Origin of the sequence: Alteromonas sp. KC3, from assembly GCF_016756315.1 — a bacterium.
GTDB lineage: Bacteria > Pseudomonadota > Gammaproteobacteria > Enterobacterales > Alteromonadaceae > Alteromonas.
Window position 1 is genome coordinate 1,200,198 of the sequence record NZ_AP024235.1, and the last position, 19,156, is coordinate 1,219,353.

General features: G+C 44.3%; 18 protein-coding genes and 3 tRNA genes. 14 read left to right on the forward strand and 7 right to left on the reverse strand.

Annotated elements, in window-relative coordinates; translation table 11 throughout:
• Nucleotides 1–77 precede the first annotated feature (77 nt).
• The 6 genes from JN178_RS05320 to JN178_RS05345 all read left to right on the forward strand — a co-directional run bounded on the left by JN178_RS05320 (nucleotide 78) and on the right by JN178_RS05345 (nucleotide 4,132).
• Nucleotides 78–169 (forward strand) — tRNA-Ser (locus JN178_RS05320).
• A 37-nt stretch (nucleotides 170–206) separates the two neighbouring features.
• Nucleotides 207–283, forward strand: a tRNA-Arg gene (locus tag JN178_RS05325).
• A 53-nt stretch (nucleotides 284–336) separates the two neighbouring features.
• A tRNA-Arg gene (locus tag JN178_RS05330) sits at nucleotides 337–413 on the forward strand.
• A 489-nt stretch (nucleotides 414–902) separates the two neighbouring features.
• Nucleotides 903–1,169: an OadG family protein gene (locus JN178_RS05335; RefSeq protein WP_202264246.1), complete on the forward strand. Its 267-nt coding sequence runs from the start codon at nucleotides 903–905 to the stop codon at nucleotides 1,167–1,169.
• A 17-nt stretch (nucleotides 1,170–1,186) separates the two neighbouring features.
• Nucleotides 1,187–2,998 (forward strand): sodium-extruding oxaloacetate decarboxylase subunit alpha, encoded by a 1,812-nt coding sequence (oadA, locus tag JN178_RS05340; protein ID WP_202264248.1) that lies wholly within the window; start codon nucleotides 1,187–1,189, stop codon nucleotides 2,996–2,998.
• 3 nt (nucleotides 2,999–3,001) lie between these two features.
• A complete protein-coding gene (locus JN178_RS05345; RefSeq protein WP_202264249.1) occupies nucleotides 3,002–4,132 on the forward strand; it encodes a sodium ion-translocating decarboxylase subunit beta in 1,131 nt (376 codons plus the stop codon).
• A 124-nt stretch (nucleotides 4,133–4,256) separates the two neighbouring features.
• Here the strand turns inward: JN178_RS05345 and JN178_RS05350 are convergent, their stop codons facing one another.
• The 6 genes from JN178_RS05350 to pspF are packed head-to-tail and all read right to left on the reverse strand — an operon-like array spanning nucleotide 4,257 to nucleotide 10,790.
• Entirely contained in the window at nucleotides 4,257–5,060 is an 804-nt protein-coding gene (locus JN178_RS05350; RefSeq protein ID WP_159623421.1) for an ATP-binding cassette domain-containing protein, read from the reverse strand.
• Nucleotides 5,060–6,055: a peptide ABC transporter ATP-binding protein gene (locus JN178_RS05355; RefSeq protein WP_202264260.1), complete on the reverse strand. Its 996-nt coding sequence runs from the start codon at nucleotides 6,053–6,055 to the stop codon at nucleotides 5,060–5,062. The genes JN178_RS05350 and JN178_RS05355 overlap by 1 nt, the downstream gene beginning before the upstream one ends.
• Nucleotide 6,056: 1 nt before the next feature.
• The gene (locus JN178_RS05360; protein ID WP_202264262.1) at nucleotides 6,057–6,950 is read right to left on the reverse strand and encodes an ABC transporter permease subunit; all 894 of its coding nucleotides are present in this window, start codon (nucleotides 6,948–6,950) and stop codon (nucleotides 6,057–6,059) included.
• Entirely contained in the window at nucleotides 6,937–7,905 is a 969-nt protein-coding gene (locus JN178_RS05365) for an ABC transporter permease (protein ID WP_202264264.1), read from the reverse strand. The genes JN178_RS05360 and JN178_RS05365 overlap by 14 nt, the downstream gene beginning before the upstream one ends.
• A gap of 59 nt (nucleotides 7,906–7,964) precedes the next feature.
• On the reverse strand, nucleotides 7,965–9,677 hold the full coding sequence (locus JN178_RS05370; protein ID WP_202264266.1) for an ABC transporter substrate-binding protein: 1,713 nt from the start codon (nucleotides 9,675–9,677) through the stop codon (nucleotides 7,965–7,967).
• A gap of 3 nt (nucleotides 9,678–9,680) precedes the next feature.
• Nucleotides 9,681–10,790 (reverse strand): phage shock protein operon transcriptional activator, encoded by a 1,110-nt coding sequence (pspF, locus tag JN178_RS05375; RefSeq protein ID WP_202264268.1) that lies wholly within the window; start codon nucleotides 10,788–10,790, stop codon nucleotides 9,681–9,683.
• 218 nt (nucleotides 10,791–11,008) lie between these two features.
• Between pspF and pspA the strand changes: the two genes are divergently transcribed.
• From pspA to maiA, 7 genes are all read left to right on the forward strand, one after another.
• The gene (pspA, locus tag JN178_RS05380) at nucleotides 11,009–11,692 is read left to right on the forward strand and encodes a phage shock protein PspA (protein ID WP_202264270.1); all 684 of its coding nucleotides are present in this window, start codon (nucleotides 11,009–11,011) and stop codon (nucleotides 11,690–11,692) included.
• A gap of 74 nt (nucleotides 11,693–11,766) precedes the next feature.
• A complete protein-coding gene (gene pspB / locus JN178_RS05385; protein WP_159623409.1) occupies nucleotides 11,767–12,006 on the forward strand; it encodes an envelope stress response membrane protein PspB in 240 nt (79 codons plus the stop codon).
• Complete coding sequence (gene pspC, locus JN178_RS05390) at nucleotides 12,003–12,449, forward strand: envelope stress response membrane protein PspC (RefSeq protein ID WP_202264272.1); 447 nt, start codon at nucleotides 12,003–12,005, stop codon at nucleotides 12,447–12,449. Before pspB ends, pspC begins: the two co-directional genes overlap by 4 nt.
• Nucleotides 12,450–12,643: 194 nt before the next feature.
• The gene (gene phhA, locus JN178_RS05395; protein WP_202264274.1) at nucleotides 12,644–13,444 is read left to right on the forward strand and encodes a phenylalanine 4-monooxygenase; all 801 of its coding nucleotides are present in this window, start codon (nucleotides 12,644–12,646) and stop codon (nucleotides 13,442–13,444) included.
• 204 nt (nucleotides 13,445–13,648) lie between these two features.
• Nucleotides 13,649–15,205: a transcriptional regulator TyrR gene (gene tyrR, locus JN178_RS05400; RefSeq protein WP_202264276.1), complete on the forward strand. Its 1,557-nt coding sequence runs from the start codon at nucleotides 13,649–13,651 to the stop codon at nucleotides 15,203–15,205.
• 250 nt (nucleotides 15,206–15,455) lie between these two features.
• Entirely contained in the window at nucleotides 15,456–16,466 is a 1,011-nt protein-coding gene (locus JN178_RS05405; RefSeq protein WP_202264286.1) for a fumarylacetoacetate hydrolase family protein, read from the forward strand.
• A 97-nt stretch (nucleotides 16,467–16,563) separates the two neighbouring features.
• Nucleotides 16,564–17,217, forward strand: a complete 654-nt coding sequence (maiA, locus tag JN178_RS05410) for a maleylacetoacetate isomerase (RefSeq protein ID WP_202264288.1) — start codon at nucleotides 16,564–16,566, stop codon at nucleotides 17,215–17,217.
• 97 nt (nucleotides 17,218–17,314) lie between these two features.
• On the opposite strand, the gene JN178_RS05415 is transcribed toward maiA, so the two are convergent.
• Nucleotides 17,315–17,782: an Lrp/AsnC family transcriptional regulator gene (locus JN178_RS05415; protein ID WP_014948689.1), complete on the reverse strand. Its 468-nt coding sequence runs from the start codon at nucleotides 17,780–17,782 to the stop codon at nucleotides 17,315–17,317.
• Nucleotides 17,783–18,032: 250 nt separating this feature from the next.
• Here JN178_RS05415 and JN178_RS05420 point away from each other — a divergent pair, with 250 nt between their 5' ends.
• A complete protein-coding gene (locus JN178_RS05420; protein WP_202264290.1) occupies nucleotides 18,033–19,091 on the forward strand; it encodes a Glu/Leu/Phe/Val dehydrogenase in 1,059 nt (352 codons plus the stop codon).
• Nucleotides 19,092–19,156 lie beyond the last annotated feature (65 nt).

Genomic DNA, 19,156 nt, shown 5'->3' on the forward strand with positions numbered 1-19,156 from the left:
ATGCCAGCGAGCGAACAATTTCTTTATAAAAAAGGTTTGACTCGCGCCCATGAATCCGTAAAATGCACCGCACTTCCGGAGAGGTGGGTGAGTGGCTGAAACCAGTTCCCTGCTAAGGAACCATACGCATATACGCGTATCGAGGGTTCGAATCCCTCCCTCTCCGCCATTATTCGTTGATAGTGGCAGTCAACAAAAAGTTTTGCGCGTGTGTAGCTCAGCTGGATAGAGTACCTGGCTACGAACCAGGCGGTCGGAGGTTCGAATCCTTCCACACGCGCCACTTATTTAAAAGCGTCACCTTTTGAAGTAAAATTCAAAAGTATACAAGTTAACGCGTGTGTAGCTCAGCTGGATAGAGTACCTGGCTACGAACCAGGCGGTCGGAGGTTCGAATCCTTCCACACGCGCCATATAAGAAAACCCACCTCATTGAGGTGGGTTTTTTTTATGTTTGTTTGGAAAGATTTGAACCGACAAGAGGTTCGACAAATTCGTCGGGAACGAATTTGAACGCGCTTCAGCGCGGCCCCGAAGGGGCGAGGGCAGGATTGCCCGAGTAATCCCACACGCGCCATATAAGAAAACCCACCTCATCGAGGTGGGTTTTTTTATGTTTATCTTCTTTCTTTTTCCTTGTTTATTTCTCTCATACTTGTGCATACTAAATAGACTATGCAAGTCAGTCGTAAGTTTTCTTTTTGCAAGATTATGTATTTTAAGCATCAAAAAATGATTTAAAATGCGTTTTTATGACAAAATAGTGGTTTTTTATTCTATTTCGTTGTTTTTTTAGTATTGCCATGATACTTATATCAGCGCATTTATGAGCGTGAATTGCGTCCAGCTTACGCAATCACACTACTTGTGCGCATTGATATTACACTACAACAAGGTTGAACATGAATTCACAATCCGTTGCAAGTTTGCTTTTGGAAGCCGGCTCGTTAATGCTAATAGGGATGCTATTTGTATTTTCTTTTTTAGGCTTGCTTATCATTGGTATACATCTTATCGCACGCTTCTGTGAAGCATTCCCTGGGGACGTTTCAGAGGCCACAATTACGACTAAACGGCCCAATCAAGCTATCCAACCCGGTATTGATGGCAATGTTATTGCCGCTATCTCTGCTGCTATTCACACACATCGTCAGAATTCACAAAAATAATTAATTTGGGAGATACCATGTCTAAGCCACTGGCCTTAACCGAGCTAGTTTTACGTGATGCTCACCAGTCTCTACTTGCCACTCGCATGCGCATAGAAGACATGCTTCCGATTGCAGAAAAGCTGGATAAAGCTGGTTTTTGGTCGGTTGAATCATGGGGAGGCGCCACATTTGATGCCTGTATTCGTTATTTAGGAGAAGATCCTTGGGAGCGCATACGTAAACTCAAAGCGGCGATGCCTAACACAAAACAGCAAATGCTACTTCGCGGGCAAAACTTACTGGGCTACCGTCACTATGCAGATGACGTGGTAACGCGTTTTGTAGAGCGAGCACACGAAAACGGTGTTGACGTATTTCGCATTTTCGATGCAATGAATGACATTCGTAACCTTAAGACCGCCATTAAAGCAACTATCGATTGCGGTGCTCACGCTCAAGGTACTATTTCATACACGGTCAGCCCTGTACACAACTTGCAGTTGTGGCTCGATATGGCAAAGCAGCTAGAAGATCTTGGGGTTCACTCTATTTGTATTAAAGATATGGCTGGACTACTTAAGCCTTATGAGTGTGAAGCGTTGATTAAAGGTTTAAAAGAGTCGGTCAGCGTACCTATTGCAATGCAGTGTCACGCGACAACTGGCCTTAGCACAGCAACCTACCAAAAGGCTATTGATGCGGGTATTGATATGCTGGATACGGCCATATCGTCTATGAGCATGACTTATGGCCACTCTGCTACCGAAACTATGGTGTCTATCGTTGAAGGTACTGAACGCGACACGGGCATTTCCCTCCCTCACCTTGAAGAAATCGCAAGCTATTTTCGAGACGTGCGAAAAAAATACAGTAAGTTTGAAGGCAGTTTAAAAGGCGTTGATGCACGTATTTTACTTGCTCAAGTACCTGGTGGAATGTTGACGAATATGGAAAGTCAACTTAAGGAACAAGGGGCCGAAGACAAATTTGAAGAGGTGTTGAAAGAGATCCCTCGTGTCCGTGAAGATTTGGGATTTATACCGCTGGTAACCCCAACATCACAGATAGTGGGTACACAATCTGTGTTGAACGTTCTAACGGGTGAACGCTATAAAAGTATTACCAAGGAAACTGCCGGCGTACTCAAAGGTGAATACGGAGCAACCGCAGCGCCGGTGAATAAGGCGTTGCAGCAAAGAGTATTAGACGGTGCTGAACCAATTACCTGCCGACCTGCTGATAATATTGCGCCTGAGATGGATGCATTAAGTGAAGAACTCGACGCGTTGGCAGAGAAAAAAGGCATTAGCCTGTGCGAAGCGAAGGTTGACGATGTATTGACTTATGCACTGTTTCCTCAAATCGGGCTTAAATTCCTCGAAAATAGAGGTAATCCTGATGCGTTTGAGCCTGCTCCGACGACCAGTGAAAAGGAAGAATCTGGACCTAACCGAGCGACATCAAGTACAGCAGTATCGTCTGAAGCACAATCACAGCAAAAAGCAGAGACTTACGATGTCAATGTGGATGGTAAAGTCTACCGTGTTCAAGTTGCACCTAGCGGCGCGCTAAGCCATGTATCTGAAGTTGCAACAACGCAAGCCGCGCCTACCACTGAAAAAACGCCAGCTAGTGCACAAACAATAGATGCGCCTCTAGCAGGTAATGTGTTTAAAGTACTTGTTTCAAATGGCGATGTGGTAGAGGAGGGGGACGTTGTCATGATCCTTGAAGCCATGAAAATGGAAACTGAAATCAGAAGCGCGTTCAGTGGCACGGTTACCCAAATAATGACCGCAGAGGGTGACAGCGTAAGTAGCGGGCAAGCGCTGATTGCATTGGGGTAGTTCATGGACAAGTTTATGGTGCTTTGGGATAGCACAGCGCTTGCGCACTTTGAGGCGGGCCAACTAGTGATGATGGCGGTGGGCTTTGGCTTATTGTACTTAGCCATCGTAAAGAAATTTGAGCCGCTTCTATTATTGCCAATAGGTTTTGGTGCGTTACTTACTAATATTCCTCTAGCAGGCTTCTCTGAGGCTGGAGGACTGTTGTATTACATATACAAAATAGGCATAGACACGGGTGTGTTTCCCTTGCTTATTTTTATGGGTGTTGGCGCGATGACTGACTTTAGTGCACTTATCGCAAACCCTAAAATGTTATTGTTAGGTGCTGCTGCACAGTTCGGCATATTCGCTACATTGTTTGGGGCCATTGCCCTTAATTGGGTACCCGGTTTCGAGTTTACGCTAAAAGACGCTAGCGCTATTGCCATTATTGGCGGCGCAGATGGGCCTACAGCTATCTTTTTAGCGTCACGTTTGGCTCCCGATTTGCTCGGCGCTATTGCGGTTGCCGCCTATTCATACATGGCGTTAGTGCCTATTATTCAGCCGCCAATAATGAAAGCGTTAACCACTAAAGAAGAGCGCGAGATAAAAATGGGCCAGTTGCGTCCGGTATCGCAAAGAGAAAAAATAATTTTTCCGCTTGCCGTATTGTTTTTAACAATCTTGTTCCTACCGGCGGCCACGCCACTAGTTGGCATGTTTTGTTTTGGCAATTTAATGAAAGAATGTGGTGTGGTCGACAGGCTAAGTAAGACAGCTCAGAACGAGCTTATCAACACAGTAACAATATTCTTAGGGCTTGCCGTGGGCTCAAAACTCTCAGCAGATAAGTTTTTGACTGTCGAGACGCTTGGAATTTTAGGGCTAGGCGCCATCGCGTTTGCAATTGGTACCGCTGCAGGCGTACTGATGGCAAAACTCATGAGTAGAATGTCAGGCGGTGCCATTAACCCATTAATTGGTGCTGCAGGGGTTTCTGCCGTTCCTATGGCCGCGCGTGTGGTTAACAAAGTTGGACTTGAAGCTAATCCACACAATTTCTTGTTAATGCATGCGATGGGGCCAAATGTGGCGGGTGTGTTAGGTAGCGCGGTAGCGGCGGGGATATTGCTCGCGTTGGTAGGCTAGCCAAGTTGCAGTTTAAAAGGCTAAAAACGACATAATGAAAGGGCGGCTGCGAAGCCGCCCTTTCATTACTTGCCCTTTTCTTTACTCAATAGCCCACGTAAACGCCATGTAAACGTAGTAATGGCTATCGAATAGTATGTTGGGGCACTAAAGATTGATAAGCGGTGACTAACTTCTTGGTTCTCACGTGCTGTGGCCATCTGAAAATGGTTTCAGTTTTGCCTTCTTCCACAATTTCACCGTTCTCCATCACGATTATCCTATCGGCAATATGACGGACAATACCCAAATTGTGGCTAATAAAAATAAAGGCGAGCCCTAATTCTTGTTGCAACTCCAATATCAAATTGACAGTTTGAGAGCGAATCGAGGGGTCTAGGGCCGCGAAAGGCTCGTCTGCGACAAGTACTTTAGGTTTGAGTACAATAGCTCTAGCGAGCGCCACGCGTTGTTGCTGACCGTCTGACAGCATATGCCGGTAAAAGTAATAATGCTCGCGAAGTAGGCCGACTTTAACCAGCATATCTTCCACTATGGGTTTTCTTTGAGCTTCGGTTAAATCCGTATTTAAGCGAAGAGGCTCGTCGAGAATTTTACCTACTGGCACAGCCGGGTTCATCGACTCACTACTGTGTTGTAAAATCATGCGGATATCGTGCGTACGCTTTTGTTGGCTTTCCTTAGATTGATACTTCGCCAAATATTTATGCGTATTTATTTCTATCTCGCCAGCATCAGCAGGAATGGCACCAACTAAAAGCTTAGCAAGCAGCGATTTTCCAGAACGATTCTCACCAATAATTGCAATGGTTTCTCCTCGTTTCACACTTAAATCCACAGGGCCTAACTGAAAGATTTCTGGTCGCTTAAGCCAGCGTTTTTTCTCGTTGTGAATAAAAGTCAGTTGTTTAACCTGCATGATGTCCATTACAGCTTCTCCATATGCAACGGGTAATGGCAACTATAGCTATGGTCATGAATACGGCGTACTGCAGGTGTTTGCACGCAGGCACGTTGCGCTCTTGGGCATCGAGGCCCTAACCGGCATCCAATGGGTAAATGCTGAAGAGTTGGAATAGAACCACCAAGTGTCGGTAAATGCGATTTTGGTGGTAAATCTTTTCGAAAACTCGGTGCACTATCAAGTAGTGCTTTGGTGTACGGATGCAATGGCCGCTTTTTAATATGCTTCATCTTGCCAGATTCAACAGTTTGCCCTGCATAAAGCACTGTCATTGAATGAGACATGCTAGCAATCGCAAGTAAGTCATGACTTACAAACAAAATCGACAATGAGCGAGTTTGATTTAACCGCGTAAAAAGCTTAAGAATTTGCGTTTTGGTAGTGGGCTCCATTCCGCGCGTAGGGTCGTCGGCAATAAGTAACTTTGGTTGTGATACCAACGCCATGGCAATCATAAATTTCTGGCCGATGTCGGCGGGAATTTGGTGAGGGAAGGCGCTTAGATAATGCTTGTGGTGCTTGATCCCTACTTTATGTACCGTGCTTATCGCAATCTTTTTACGGTGTTGTGCTCTTTGCCAGAACCATGTGCCTTCGACAAATTCATCGGGAATACTCTCTTCCAACTGTTCGCCTAATGTGGCCGACGGGTCGAGGCTGGCTTGCGGGTTTTGAAATACCACAGCAATTTCTCTGCGCATGACTTCTCTGCGCTGTTGCACCGACATGCCTAATAAGTTTTCACCGTTCCAACTCATTCGATCTGCAGTAAGGTTCCACTGATTAGGCAGCGCGCCACAAATTGCCGATACAATTAAGCTTTTTCCTGACCCCGATTCACCTACAAGCGCTCTGATTTCACCACTGCTCACTGATAAATTGACTTTATCTAATGCCTTAATTGTTCCATCACTACTTTGCATTTCAAGGGTGAGGTTTTTGATATCAAGCATTGGCATTTTAGTGACTCACTCTTTTTCTTAGTGCTGAGCGTAAACCGTCGCCAACAATATTAATCGACAGTACAAGAAAGAAAATTGCCATACCAGGCACAGCTACATTCCATGGTGCCAGATAGGCCACGTCCAAACCGTCCGCTAAAATAACACCAAGCTCTGGAAGTGGCGACTGCGCACCTAAACTCAAAAAGCCCAGCGCTGAAATGTCGATAACAGCAATAGAAAGTGCCAATGTACCTTGGACCACAAGCATCTCTGTCATATTGGGCAAAATAGAATGCACGAAAAGTTGCCACCTACTGGCACCGTCAAGTTTCGATGCAATAATGTACTCTTTCTTCATTTCTTGGCGGACAAAGCTTCGGGTGTGGTGAACGAACTGTGGAATAAGCGCCAATGTTATGGCCCACATACTGTTAACCAATCCCGTTCCTAGAATTGCGACAATGATGATAGCAATAAGTAGTGTAGGTATTGCCATAAGTGCATCAAGCAAGTGATTCACAATACTTGAGCGTACACCGCGCAGCATGCCTGCAAACGTTCCTAAACTTACGCCAACAAGCATAGCTAAAACAACCGTTATAAACGCCGTTCCCAACGTGATACGACACCCATAAATAATACGTGTAAAAAGGTCTCTACCCAGTGCGTCAGTACCAAAAAAATGTGAAATGGCACCATTAGCCATCCAGCTTGGGGGGACCAGCAAGCCATCGATGTTTTGTTCTATTGCATCATATGGGGTGATAACAGGCGCAAAAAGTGCACAAAAGACAAATAAGCCCAGCATAAACAAGCCAACCATAGCGATGTGACTCGCTTTAAAGGCAGCCCATGTCCGCTGCCACGGCGACGGATGGAACTCTTCGTCGTATAAACTAAACTGTGGCACGTTCGTATTTCTCTCTGCTTGGGTCTATCAATCGATTAAATAAGTCGACGAGTATAGTCAATGTAATAACTAGGGTTGATACCGCCATCATGCCTATGCGAAGCGCCGGATAATCTCGCTGGTAAATAGCCTGTATTAACCAATTACCGATGCCAGGCCACGAAAATAGTGTCTCTACAATCATGGCATTGGTAATTAGCGTTGTGATTTGTATTGCCATCAGTGGCAATATAGGAAGCAGAGCATTTCGCAACACGTGACGAAAGAAAATTTGCCAACTTGAAAGTCCGCGAGAAACAGCGGCTGCGATGTAAGGACGATGTTTTACATCGATAACAGAGCGCCTTGTTATCCGTATCATCGAAGCAGTGGTAATTGCACCAATGGCGAATGTGGGCAGCGCTAAGTGTGACAGCGCATCTTTAAATGCTAACGACTTATTCTCGACATTGCTTACTAGTATGTCTATCAAAATAAAACCAGTTACCGGTTCAATGTCATAAAGCAGGCTTATTCGCCCTGACAAGGGCGCAGCATCTAATTGTAAGCTGAAGATTAATATGAGTAATAGCGCAAACCAAAACACAGGAAAAGAATACGTTGTGATACTTGCACTGTTTATTAAATGATCTGACGTTGAATAGCAGCGAATGCCTGCGTAATATCCTAATGGAATGCCAACAAATAATGCCATCAACATTGCATAGGTGGCTAACTCTATAGTGGCAGGCATGGCAACGCCAACCTCGTCGCGAAGCGGTAGCCCTGAGGTGAAACTATAGCCCCATTCGCCGGTGACTAGGTTTCCCAGATAATTGAAAAACTGAACCACATAACCGCTATCTAGCTTAAACTGTCGCTCTAATGCCTGACGCTGTATCTCATTTTGCGGTACTAAACCTGTGAGATTTTCCAATGTGTCGCCGGGGAATAAATAGGCTAACGAAAACGACATTACAGCTAACACCAAAAGGGTGAGTACAAGTAATGTGCAATATCTAACGAGGATTTGGATCACAGCGTTTTCTCAACTCCACCAAAGCGAACACCACCGAAGGGGTTAATTGTCATATGCTCAAGTTCTTGTCGATACGCTTGGTAGCGATAGGCATGAGCAATGGGTACAAGAGGCAAGCGCTCATACAGTAAGCGGTTTACTTGCTGATAAATAGCACTGCGCTCATCGATATCGTCAGTCTGTAGTGCCTCATTGAGCAATCTATCATAATCTTCATTGCACCACATGGCTCTGTTTGTGCCGGAGGGTATAGCGTCGCAACTTAACAATGGTCGATAGAAGTTGTCGGGATCGCCATTGTCCGCCGACCAGCCAATAAGCACTGAGTCATGGAGACCTTCCAAAAGGTGGCGCCTAAAGGTTGCCCAATCATAACTTACAATAGTGGCTTCAACCCCCACATCACGCAGGTAACGTTGAATAAGTTCAGCCATTTTATTGGCGTTAGGATTATATGCTCGCTCTACGGGCATCGCCCATATGGTCATTGTGAAGCCCTGCTCAATACCGGCATCAGCCAGTAGTTTTCTCGCAAGAACAGGGTTATAAGCGGTATCGTCTGCATCGTTTTGAAAGGCCCAGCTAGCCGCCGGTAATAAAGTTTTCGCGCGGGTTGCGCTATCAAAATAAACCGCTTCAAGCAGCGTGTTTTTATCGATAGCCGCGGCTAGGGCTCTTCTAACAATGGGGTTATCAAACGGTGGTCGTTGTGTATTAAACGCCCAAAAACCAATATTAAGTCCGGGTTTTTCTGCCAAGATTAGGTCGTCTCTTGTGCGGATGACTTCAAGCTCTGTCTGCGCGGGAAAAGCCGTAGCATCACACTCGCCAGTCATAAGCTTAGCCAAACGCAAGGAACTCTTTGGCGTAATATCAAAGATAAGTTGTTCAACATGCTGCGGCTTTGCCTCTTCAGGTTGTTGCTCTTCAAGTTGCTCGTCGAATTCAGTTGAATTAACTGACGCAAGTTGTTGAGACTTTTGTAGCTCAGCCAACCGCCAATAGTCATAGTGGCGGAGGTATTTGATAAAGTGGTCTTTACGGTAGCTGTCGAACTTAAATGGACCAGTGCCAATGGGGAGTTGGTCAATTTTACTCGGTGTACCTTGTTCTGCCAGATGAGTGGCATATTCTTCAGATAAAATGACGGCAAAGTCAGTGGCAAGATTTGCTAGAAAAGAACTGTCTCTGCGCTTGAGTGTTATCTCGACACGGTAGCCGTTGACACGCTCAACGGCCGCGATATTCTGCGCGAGCCCAAGACTTTCAAAATAGGGGTAGCGACCACCTGATACATAATGATACGAATGTGAGTTCAATCGCCATCGATCAATACTAAAAATAACATCGTCAGCGTTGAAGTTACGCGTTGGCGTAAAATAGTCAGTGGTGTGAAAGGCTACATCTTTGCGTAATTGAAACGCATAGGTTAAACCATCGTTTGTCACCAACCAACTACTCGCTAAGCTCGGTACAATGCGTCCTGAGTCTGGATCAAAGTCTAACAAGCGGTCATAAAGTTGATGAGACGTCGCGTCAGAAGTCGTACTTGATGTGTCTAGCTGAGGGTTAAATGTAACAGGGTTACTTTCTGAGCAGTAAATAACACCAGTGTTGTAAAACGCTTGTTTATTTTGCTTGCCGCAGGAGACGACAAGCAGTGCGCTACATAGGCACAGGGCCAAACGCTTTACAAAACCATTTAACATGCTTTACGCCTCGACGTTCTCAGCGGAAGAATCTAGTAAATTGTACTTTTTAAGGTAACCACGAAGCTGATGATACGTCAGACTTAGCTTATCGGCTGTTTTCTTTTGATTAAACTGACTGTCAGCAAGTGCCTGTTTTATCATATCTATCTCATATTGTTGAGAGCGTTCTTTCAAATCAATAGGATAATCGATATTTTCGGGTATGTCGGCGGCTTTTGGTGCGACTGACTCAATAGAATGGCTTGGTTCACTAGCCTGGGGTGCAGTAGGTGTGGCAATACTCTCGGTACTTACTCGATCGTTTGTCTTCACTCGGCTTGTAGGGCGGAAAACTGATTCAAACGGATCTAATACAATTTCATGCACAGGAAGGTGAGGGTTATTGGTGCGGTAAACTGCTCGCTCAACCACGTTTTTTAGCTCACGTATGTTACCTGGCCAATCGTAATCAAGTAGTGTGCGCTTAGCTTTCTCGGTAAAGCCACTAAATAACTCCATTTCCATCTCGCGCGCCATGTTAATTGCGAAGTTTTCAGCAAGCATCATTATATCTTCTCGGCGCTCGCGAAGTGGAGGGATTGTGATTACATCAAAGGCCAGTCTGTCGAGTAGGTCGGCTCTAAACTCTCCAGCCTCTGCCAATGTGGGCAAGTCTTCGTTGGTAGCGGCAATTAAACGTACGTCAGTTTTAACTGACTTACTGCCACCGACACGTTCAAATTCGCCGTATTCAACAACGCGTAGTAGTTTCTCTTGAATAAGCCCTGAAGTGTTAGCAAGTTCATCTAAAAATAGCGTACCATTATGTGCAACTTCAAAGCGTCCTTCTCTTCGTTTTGAAGCTCCCGTAAATGCACCAGCTTCATAACCAAAGAGTTCACTTTCTAACAAACTCTCGCTTAGCGCAGCACAATTTAGTTTTACGTAGTTTTGGTCCCAGCGTTTCGATAAGAAATGCAAACGCGCTGCAATAAGCTCTTTACCCGTACCACGCTCTCCTATAACTAATACGGGTTTATCTAACGGTGCTATTTGTGAAATCTGCTCTAAAATCTCTAAGAAACTATTTGCTTGGCCTAGCAAATTGTCTTGTTGGCGATACCTACTCATTAAATCCCTCAAAAGTTAGTCATTTCGACCAATTAATAGTGTAGAACAAAAAATATGGATAAACGAGCATTATTTGAAATGAATAAAAGCTTATTTTAATCAGTGGTTTACAAGTTTTTGCAGGTTGGCAAGCATATTGTATATATTAATGGCAAGAGTAACCGTGTTTATCAAATGAGTTGTTTCGACAACCAGATATTTAGCAAGAGGTAATTATTATGGGTATCTTCTCGCGTTTCACAGATATTGTGAATTCAAACATAAATGCGCTTTTAGATAAGGCGGAAGATCCTGAAAAAATGGTTAGATTAATCATTCAGGAAATGGAAGACACGCTAGTAGAAGTGCGTTCAGCTTCAGCGAAAACACTAGCGAACAAAAAAGATATCGTTAATCAAATTGCGAAATACGAAAGTGACGCAAGTGATTGGCAAGCCAAAGCGGAATTGGCACTAAGCAAAGACCGTGAAGACTTGGCTCGTGCGGCACTTCAAGAGAAGAAGAAATCAGCAGAGGCGGCTGAGTCGTTGAGCAAAGAGTTAACGATTGTTGAAGAGCAAATTAGCAAGCTTCAAGATGAAATCAGTCAGCTTCAAGAAAAGCTAGCAGACGCTAAGACACGCCAGAAAGCGATTATCATGCGCCAAAAAACCGCAAGTTCGCGATTAGAGGTGAAAAAGACGCTTGATAGCAGTAAAGTAGATAACGCAATGGGCCGCTTCGAACAGTATGAGCGTAAAATTGATGACCTTGAGTCTCAAGTTGAAGCATACGATCTAGGCAAGAAAACGTTACAAGACGAGTTCGCTGAATTAGAAGCTAGCGACAAAGTTGAAGACGAATTAGCGGCATTAAAAGCTAAAGTTAAAGGTGCGAATAAAAGCACTGAAAAGTCAGAATAATAAGAATAGGGTGCTGCCTCACCAGTTAGGATAAGAGTGAGGCAGACTGATCGGGGTTTGTTGGAGATTACGAGATGGAAGAAGGTATCATTGCATTATTGGTAACGCCGTTAATTGTATTCACAATTTTTGTTGCGCCAATTTGGTTAATCTTGCATTACCGCAGCAAGAAACAAGTTAGCCAAGGGTTAAGTGCCGAAGAGTACGCCACACTCCAAGTGCTTGCAGAGCAAGCTGAAAAAATGAGTGAACGTATCGAGACCCTTGAAGCCATTCTAGATAGCGAGGCACCTGAGTGGAGGAATAGAGCATGAGAAACGGTAAACAGCTCTATCGCAACCCAGACAATGCAAGAATTGCCGGTGTATGTTCAGGCGTAGCAGAATACTTCGGTCTAGAAACATGGTTGGTAAGAATTTTAGTGGTAACCGGGTTTTTCCTTTTAGCTGGGCCATTTATGTTAGTCGCTTATGTCGCAGCATGGTTCATCTTAGATAAAAAGCCTAGCGGATTGGAAACTGAGCAGCCACAGCCTGTATTTTCGAAAGGTAAAGGTTGGAGAAATCCTAACGCAGGCCAGGTGAAAAGCCCTAAAGTGGAAGTGAAAACAAAAGTGTGGCAAGCAGGTGAGCCGCCAAAGCAAGCCTTTCACGACATTCGCAACCGTTTCGAAAAAGCAGAAAGTCGACTACGTAAAATGGAGACGTATGTTACGTCTAGAGAGTATCAGCTAAATAAAGAAATTAGTCGCCTATAACAGCCTCGTAATAACTCACAAAGCCGCTTTCTAAGAGCGGCTTTTTTGTTTTCGAAATCAGCGCTTTAAATCTTTGATGTAAAATTCTTGTTACAGCAAAAAGCAATGCTCCAAACGCATCGCTACTTTTCCAAAGTCTGTTTTTCATTAGACTAATGTTCATACTTTTTACGGAAAATTGGTTAATTGAAGTTATGCCAAAATCGACCCAGTACCAATCAAGAGAATCTGATGAAAACGGCTTTATCGCATGGTCCGATGAAGAAAATCAGATTTGGTCTGAATTGTACGCTAGACAAATTCCTTTAGTGAAAGAACGTGCATGTCAGGAGTATCTCGATGGTCTTGAGCTGTTAAATCTCAGCCAAAATAAAATTCCACAGCTACCTGACATCAACCGCGTGTTAATGGAAAAAACGGGGTGGCAAACAGCTGAAGTGCCCGCTCTCATTAACTTTGGAGAGTTTTTTCGCCTATTGGCCAATAAACAGTTTCCAGTAGCTACCTTCATCCGTACACGTGAAGAGTTTGATTATTTGCAAGAGCCAGACATCTTCCACGAAGTATTTGGTCATTGCCCGCTTTTAACTAACCCAGCCTTTGCGCATTTCACGCATACCTACGGTAAGTTGGGGCTAGAGGCGAGCAAGGAAGACAGGGTATACCTTGCGCGTTTGTACTGGTTTACGGTTGAATTTGGTTTAGTGCGCGCAAAAGGTGACCTTAAAATCTATGGCGGCGGGATCCTGTCATCTCCAGGTGAAACCATTTATGCGCTTGATAGTGATAAACCACTGCGCAACCCATTAACCGCAATAGATGCGTTAAGAACACCTTATCGAATAGATATAATGCAACCTTTGTATTATATCTTGCCAGAGTTTGATCACTTGTTTGAGTTGGCAGAAATGGACATCATGGCTTTGGTGGAAGAGGCAAAGTCTTTAGGTTTGTTTTCCCCACTTTTCCCTCCTAAAGAGAAAAAAGCAAGCTAGTACGTTAAACAGAGCTTGTTAAATAAATGTACTTTTTATAGGATGCCGCTCGATGACGCGGCATTCTTTGTATTTGAAAGCCTTCCAGATTATTTGTGCGTCATTCATCGCATTTTTCAACTTCTGTAACAATTATATTGTTATCTTTTTGTAAAAGTATGGTATCTTGTACATATAAGTTTACAAACCTTACTATAACACCCTATGCGCTTAGAAATCAGTTGTCAGGATCGCCTTGGAATTACACAAGACGTTTTAGATATTCTAGTTACCAAAGAAATTGACCTGCGAGGTATCGAAATTGATCCGGCAGGTAAAATTTTCCTTAATTTTCCCAATATTGAGTTTGCCGATTTTCAGCATTTGATGCCTCAGATTCGTCGCATCGACGGAATCGATGATGTTAAGACTACGCTGTTTATGCCTGGTGAGCGTGAGAAAAACCAGCTTTCTGCGATTCTACGCACGTTGCCCGATCCGGTTTTCTCAATTGATGCTAAAGGCAATATTTTATTATGTAACGAAGCTGTCTGTGCTGGTTTAGAGATAGCCAGCAGTGAGATTGAAGGCACTGATATTAGTGAAGTGGTGAAAGGTTTCAATTTCATCAAATGGATGGATGGTAAATCCCCCGGCCCTCAAACGTCGAAAGTGAAGTTTATTCAGCAAGACTACCTTGCTGATATGTTGCCCATTACTGTACCCGATGGTGATCAAAACAAAATTATGGCAGGGGCGGTGGTTATTCTTAAATCAGAAATGCGTTTAGGGCAGCAATTTACCGCGTTTCACCAATCGCCCACAGACAGTTTTGACCGCTTTGTTACGCACTCTCCTTTTATGAAACGCGTAGTGCATGAGGCCAAGCGTGTCGCAGACCTCGACGCGCCAATTCTTATTTTTGGCGAAACGGGCACGGGTAAAGAAATGATCGCAAGAGCATGCCATCAATCGAGTCGTCGCAGTGAAGGTGCGTTCTTAGCGCTTAATTGTGCGTCTCTACCTGATAGCGTGGCAGAAACTGAATTGTTTGGCTATGCAGCAGGTGCCTTTAATCAGCCAAATGCAAAGGTTGGGTTACTTGAGCAGGCTAAGGGTGGAACACTGCTTCTTGACGAAATTGCTGATATGTCTTCTCAACTGCAGGCAAAATTACTACGCGTATTGGAAGACGGCGAGTTTAGGCGTGTAGGTGATGCAGAGCCGGTTAAAGTTGACGTACGCTTTATTTGTACCACGTGTCGCGATTTAGGACAGCTTGTTGAAGAAGGCCGATTTAGAAAAGAGCTATATTATCGACTTAACGTATTGAGTTTAGTGATGCCGTCTTTGAAAGACAGACGCCAAGATATTGTGCCTCTGGCAGAGTCGTTTATAGTTCAACACAGTACGAAATTGGGCCGACGTCCAGCGAAACTGAGTAAATCATGCGTTGACTTTCTGCAACAATACCCGTGGCCGGGTAATGTCAGACAATTACAGAATGCTTTATATCGTGCATTGTCGTTACTTGATGGAAAAGAAATTACCAAAGAAGACATTCAACTGCCAAGTTGTGCGCCTAGTGTTACTTACATTGATGAGAACTTTGATGGCACGTTAGATGAAGAAGTGAAAAAGTTCGAAAAGGATTTGTTAAAACGTCTTTACCCTTTCTACCCAAGTACTCGTCAGTTAGCGAAAAAGTTAGGGTTAAGCCATACGGCAATTGCCAATAAACTGCGGGAATATGGTATTAATAAGGCCACTGTTAAACTGTAGCAATCCCGCTTCTAAAGAGTGGTTCTGTTCACAACTTAGTGAAAAATCAGTCTCTCAACGCGTGTTACGTTTTATTTACAACACGCGTTTCCCTCAATAAATAAGGGGTTAGAGGAATCCGTCACACTTTTTGCGTACAGGGTTTCTTACAGCGCCCAAAAACTTCGCATGTTTGTTGCTTCTCAATACCCCGTTTTTAGTGGCATAACTATAGTTATAGAAAAGACAATGTAGATTCGAGGAATGACAAATGAAATTGGCTACTTATAAGAATGAAACTCGCGATGGCTGCTTAATGGTGGTGTCGCGCGATCTTTCTCGAGCGTGTAGCGCACAAGATATTGCAAAAACAATGCAAGAGGCATTGGATAACTGGCAAGACATCGCTCCTCAATTACAAATGCGTTATCAGCAGCTTAACGACAATAGTTGCGAAAGTGTGGCATTTGACCCCACGCGCTGCGAATCTCCGCTTCCGCGTGCCTACCAGTGGGCTGATGGCAGTGCCTACGTTAACCACGTAGAGTTAGTGCGCAAAGCTCGTGGCGCTGAAATGCCAGAAACATTTTGGACAGACCCTCTAATGTATCAAGGTGGTTCTGATGATTTCATCGGACCTAACGATGATATTATTCTGCCAAGTGACGATTGGGGAATAGATTTTGAAGGCGAAGTTGCTGTGGTCACTGACGATGTGCCAATGGCGTGTTCGCCAGAGCAGGCTGCAGAGCGTATTCGCTTAGTGATGTTGGTAAATGATGTATCGCTTCGCGGCCTCATCCCTGGTGAGTTGGCGAAAGGGTTTGGTTTCTTCCAATCGAAACCTGCGTCGAGCTTCTCACCCGTTGCAGTGACGCCAGATGAGTTAGGTGATGCGTGGAGTGACAGCAAAGTACACCTTCCACTTCGTTCTACCTACAACGGTGAATTATTTGGTAAGCCCGAAGCCGGTCAAGATATGACATTCAACTTTGGTCAATTGGTCGCTCACGCCGCGAAGAGTCGCAACTTAGGTGCCGGCGCTATTATTGGTTCAGGTACTGTGTCGAACAAACAAGGCACCGAACATGGCTCTGCGATTTCTGAGGGTGGGCTAGGGTACTCGTGTATTGCTGAAGTGCGTATGATCGAGACGATTCGAGATGGTAAGCCATCTACACCATTTATGCAGTTTGGCGATCGTATTCGTATTGAAATGCTCGATAACGACGGTAACAGTGTGTTTGGTGCCATTGAACAGCAAGTAAAGCCACTTAGCTAATCGCACAGCGTGGTGCAAGGCAAAAATGTGAAATTGCAGCTACGTAATTAAGGCTGCAATTCCACAACCATTTTAACTAGAAAATCTAGGTGGTTTTATGAGCATCAAATTGTATGGTTACTGGCGTTCAACAGCATCTTATCGAGTGCGTATTGCGCTTAATCTAAAAGGTGTGGAATACGAATACGTGCCGGTTCACTTAGTGAATAATGGTGGTGAGCAGCACGGGGAAAACTATACACGCCTAAATCCTTCACATTTGGTTCCTACCTTGGTCGATGAGGATGAAGACATCATCCTTAACCAGTCAATGTCTATTATCGAGTATTTGGATGAACGATATGACGGGGAGCATCGCCTTATTCCAGAGCACCGCACTGAACGAGCTCGCGTTAGAGCATTGGCGCAGGATATTGCCTGTGATATTCAGCCCTTGGGTAACCTTAGAGTGCTTAATGCGTTAAAGGGAAATTTCGATGCACAACAAGACGATGTGGCACGCTGGGCCTCGCATTGGATTAAGGTTGGGTTTGATGGCATAGAAAAGCGTTTGCAGACGCAAGCAGGGAAATATTGCTTTGATTTCGATATCACCATGGCTGACGTATGCCTTGTGCCTCAAGTGTACAACGCTTTACGCTTTAATGTTGATATGTCTCAGTATCCGTTGATTAGCAAAATAGCCGATAATTGCAATGCATTAGATGCATTCATCAAGGCAAAGCCTGAGAATCAAGTCGACGCAAATTAAGGTTTCGCATTTTCTATCCAGAATAAAAAAGGCCGCATTTGGAGTGACTCTAAAACGTTAGAGTCAAACCACAATGCGGCCTTTTTGTGCTAATCAACTACTGTCTTTTAATAGGTAGCTCGGTGGTATTTTTAACTTGCTTCAACGCAAACGTAGAGCTTAGGTGATCAACAAGAGGTAGATGTGTAAGTTTGGTTTTAAGTAGAAACTCGTACTCTTCAATGCTTTCCACAATAACCTTCAATAGATAATCTTTCTCACCACTTGTAGTATGACATTCTACAATTTCATCAATATTTTGAACGGCATTTTCAAAATCCGTCAATGAATCGCCATCGTGGTTTTTTAGCGTAACGTAAATAAAAACAGACACACCTAGATTGAGTTTTTTGCTGTTTAGCAAGGTTACTTTGCCTAAAATGATGCCATCTGCTTCCATACGCTTTACCCTGCGCCAGCAAGGTGTATGAGAAAGTCCCACGCGCTGGCTTAGGTCGGCCATAGACACTGTGGCGTCTTGCTGCAATACCCGCAATATCTCACGATCAAATTTATCCAATTTCATGAACACTGTTTCCGTCGTTTTTATGATGTTTATTATATATAAAAAAAAATCCTAGGATAGTTGTCCTAGAAAAATAGTATTCAATTCCATTCTGTTTCAGTTTGTAAATTTCATTAACAAACTTTGCAAGGCCTGTCCTCAAAATAATCAGCTAACATTGCTGAAATGATAGGGATCCTGCTACGACAACTACTGTTGTAATAAAGCGGTCTCGTTGAGTTAATTTCACCACAGTTATAATAGGGAATGTATGTCAGTTTTTGATCACCCAGAGTTCGATAAACACGAACATGTAGCGTTTTACCACGACGAAGAAGCGGGCTTGAGTGCCATTATTGCTGTACACAATACTAACCTAGGCCCAGCGCTCGGCGGTTGCCGTATGTGGCCATATGTAAATAGTGGTGAAGCACTCACTGATGTGTTGCGTCTTTCGCGTGGTATGACATACAAAGCGGCCATGGCCAATCTTGAGTTGGGCGGTGGCAAGTCTGTTATTATTGGCGATCCAAGAAAGGCCAAAACGCCAGAAATGATGAAGGCGATGGGCAAGTTTGTGGAATCACTAGGTGGCAAATATTTCACCGCTGAAGATTCAGGCATTGCAGTAACCGACTTGCAGACCATGGCAACCGAATCAGACTACATCGCTGGTGTGCATGCAAAATATCACTACGCGGGTGAAGTGCCAGATGGAAATCCAGCACCTTCGACAGCCTACGGTGTTTTTATGGGGTTAAAAGCATCGGTTGAATATGGCCTTAAACGCAGTTTAGATGGCGTTTCTGTTGCTATCCAAGGAATGGGGCACGTGGGCTATCGACTCGCAAAGCACCTTCACGAGCATGGTGCTACCTTGTACGTTGCTGATATTTATCCTGAAGGTGTTGAAAAAGCCGTTGCTGAATTGGGTGCTACGGCAGTTGCACCTGAAGAAATCCTAAGCCTAGATGTCGATGTGTTAGCCCCTTGTGCGTTAGGCGCAGCTATTAATGACCAAACGCTTCCAGAAATCAAAGCCAAGGTTATCGCTGGTGCTGCGAATAACCAATTGGCGCGAGAAGATATTGGCGAGTTACTAACCCAGCGCGGTATTTTGTATGCACCAGATTACGTAATTAATGCCGGTGGCGTGATTGATATCTTCCATCAAAGAATGCCATCAAGCTCAAATGAAGCAATGCGCGCACATATTGAGCAAATCGGTGACACGCTAAAAGAAATTTATGTACGTGCTGAGCAAGAGGGAGCCGCGACAAACCGTGTTGCTAACCTCATTGCTGAAGAGAGATTTAATTTAAAGGGTTGAAAACTCTTAATCAAATAGTCATAATGCGCCCCGCACTGACGCAGGGCGTTATCATTTAGATAATC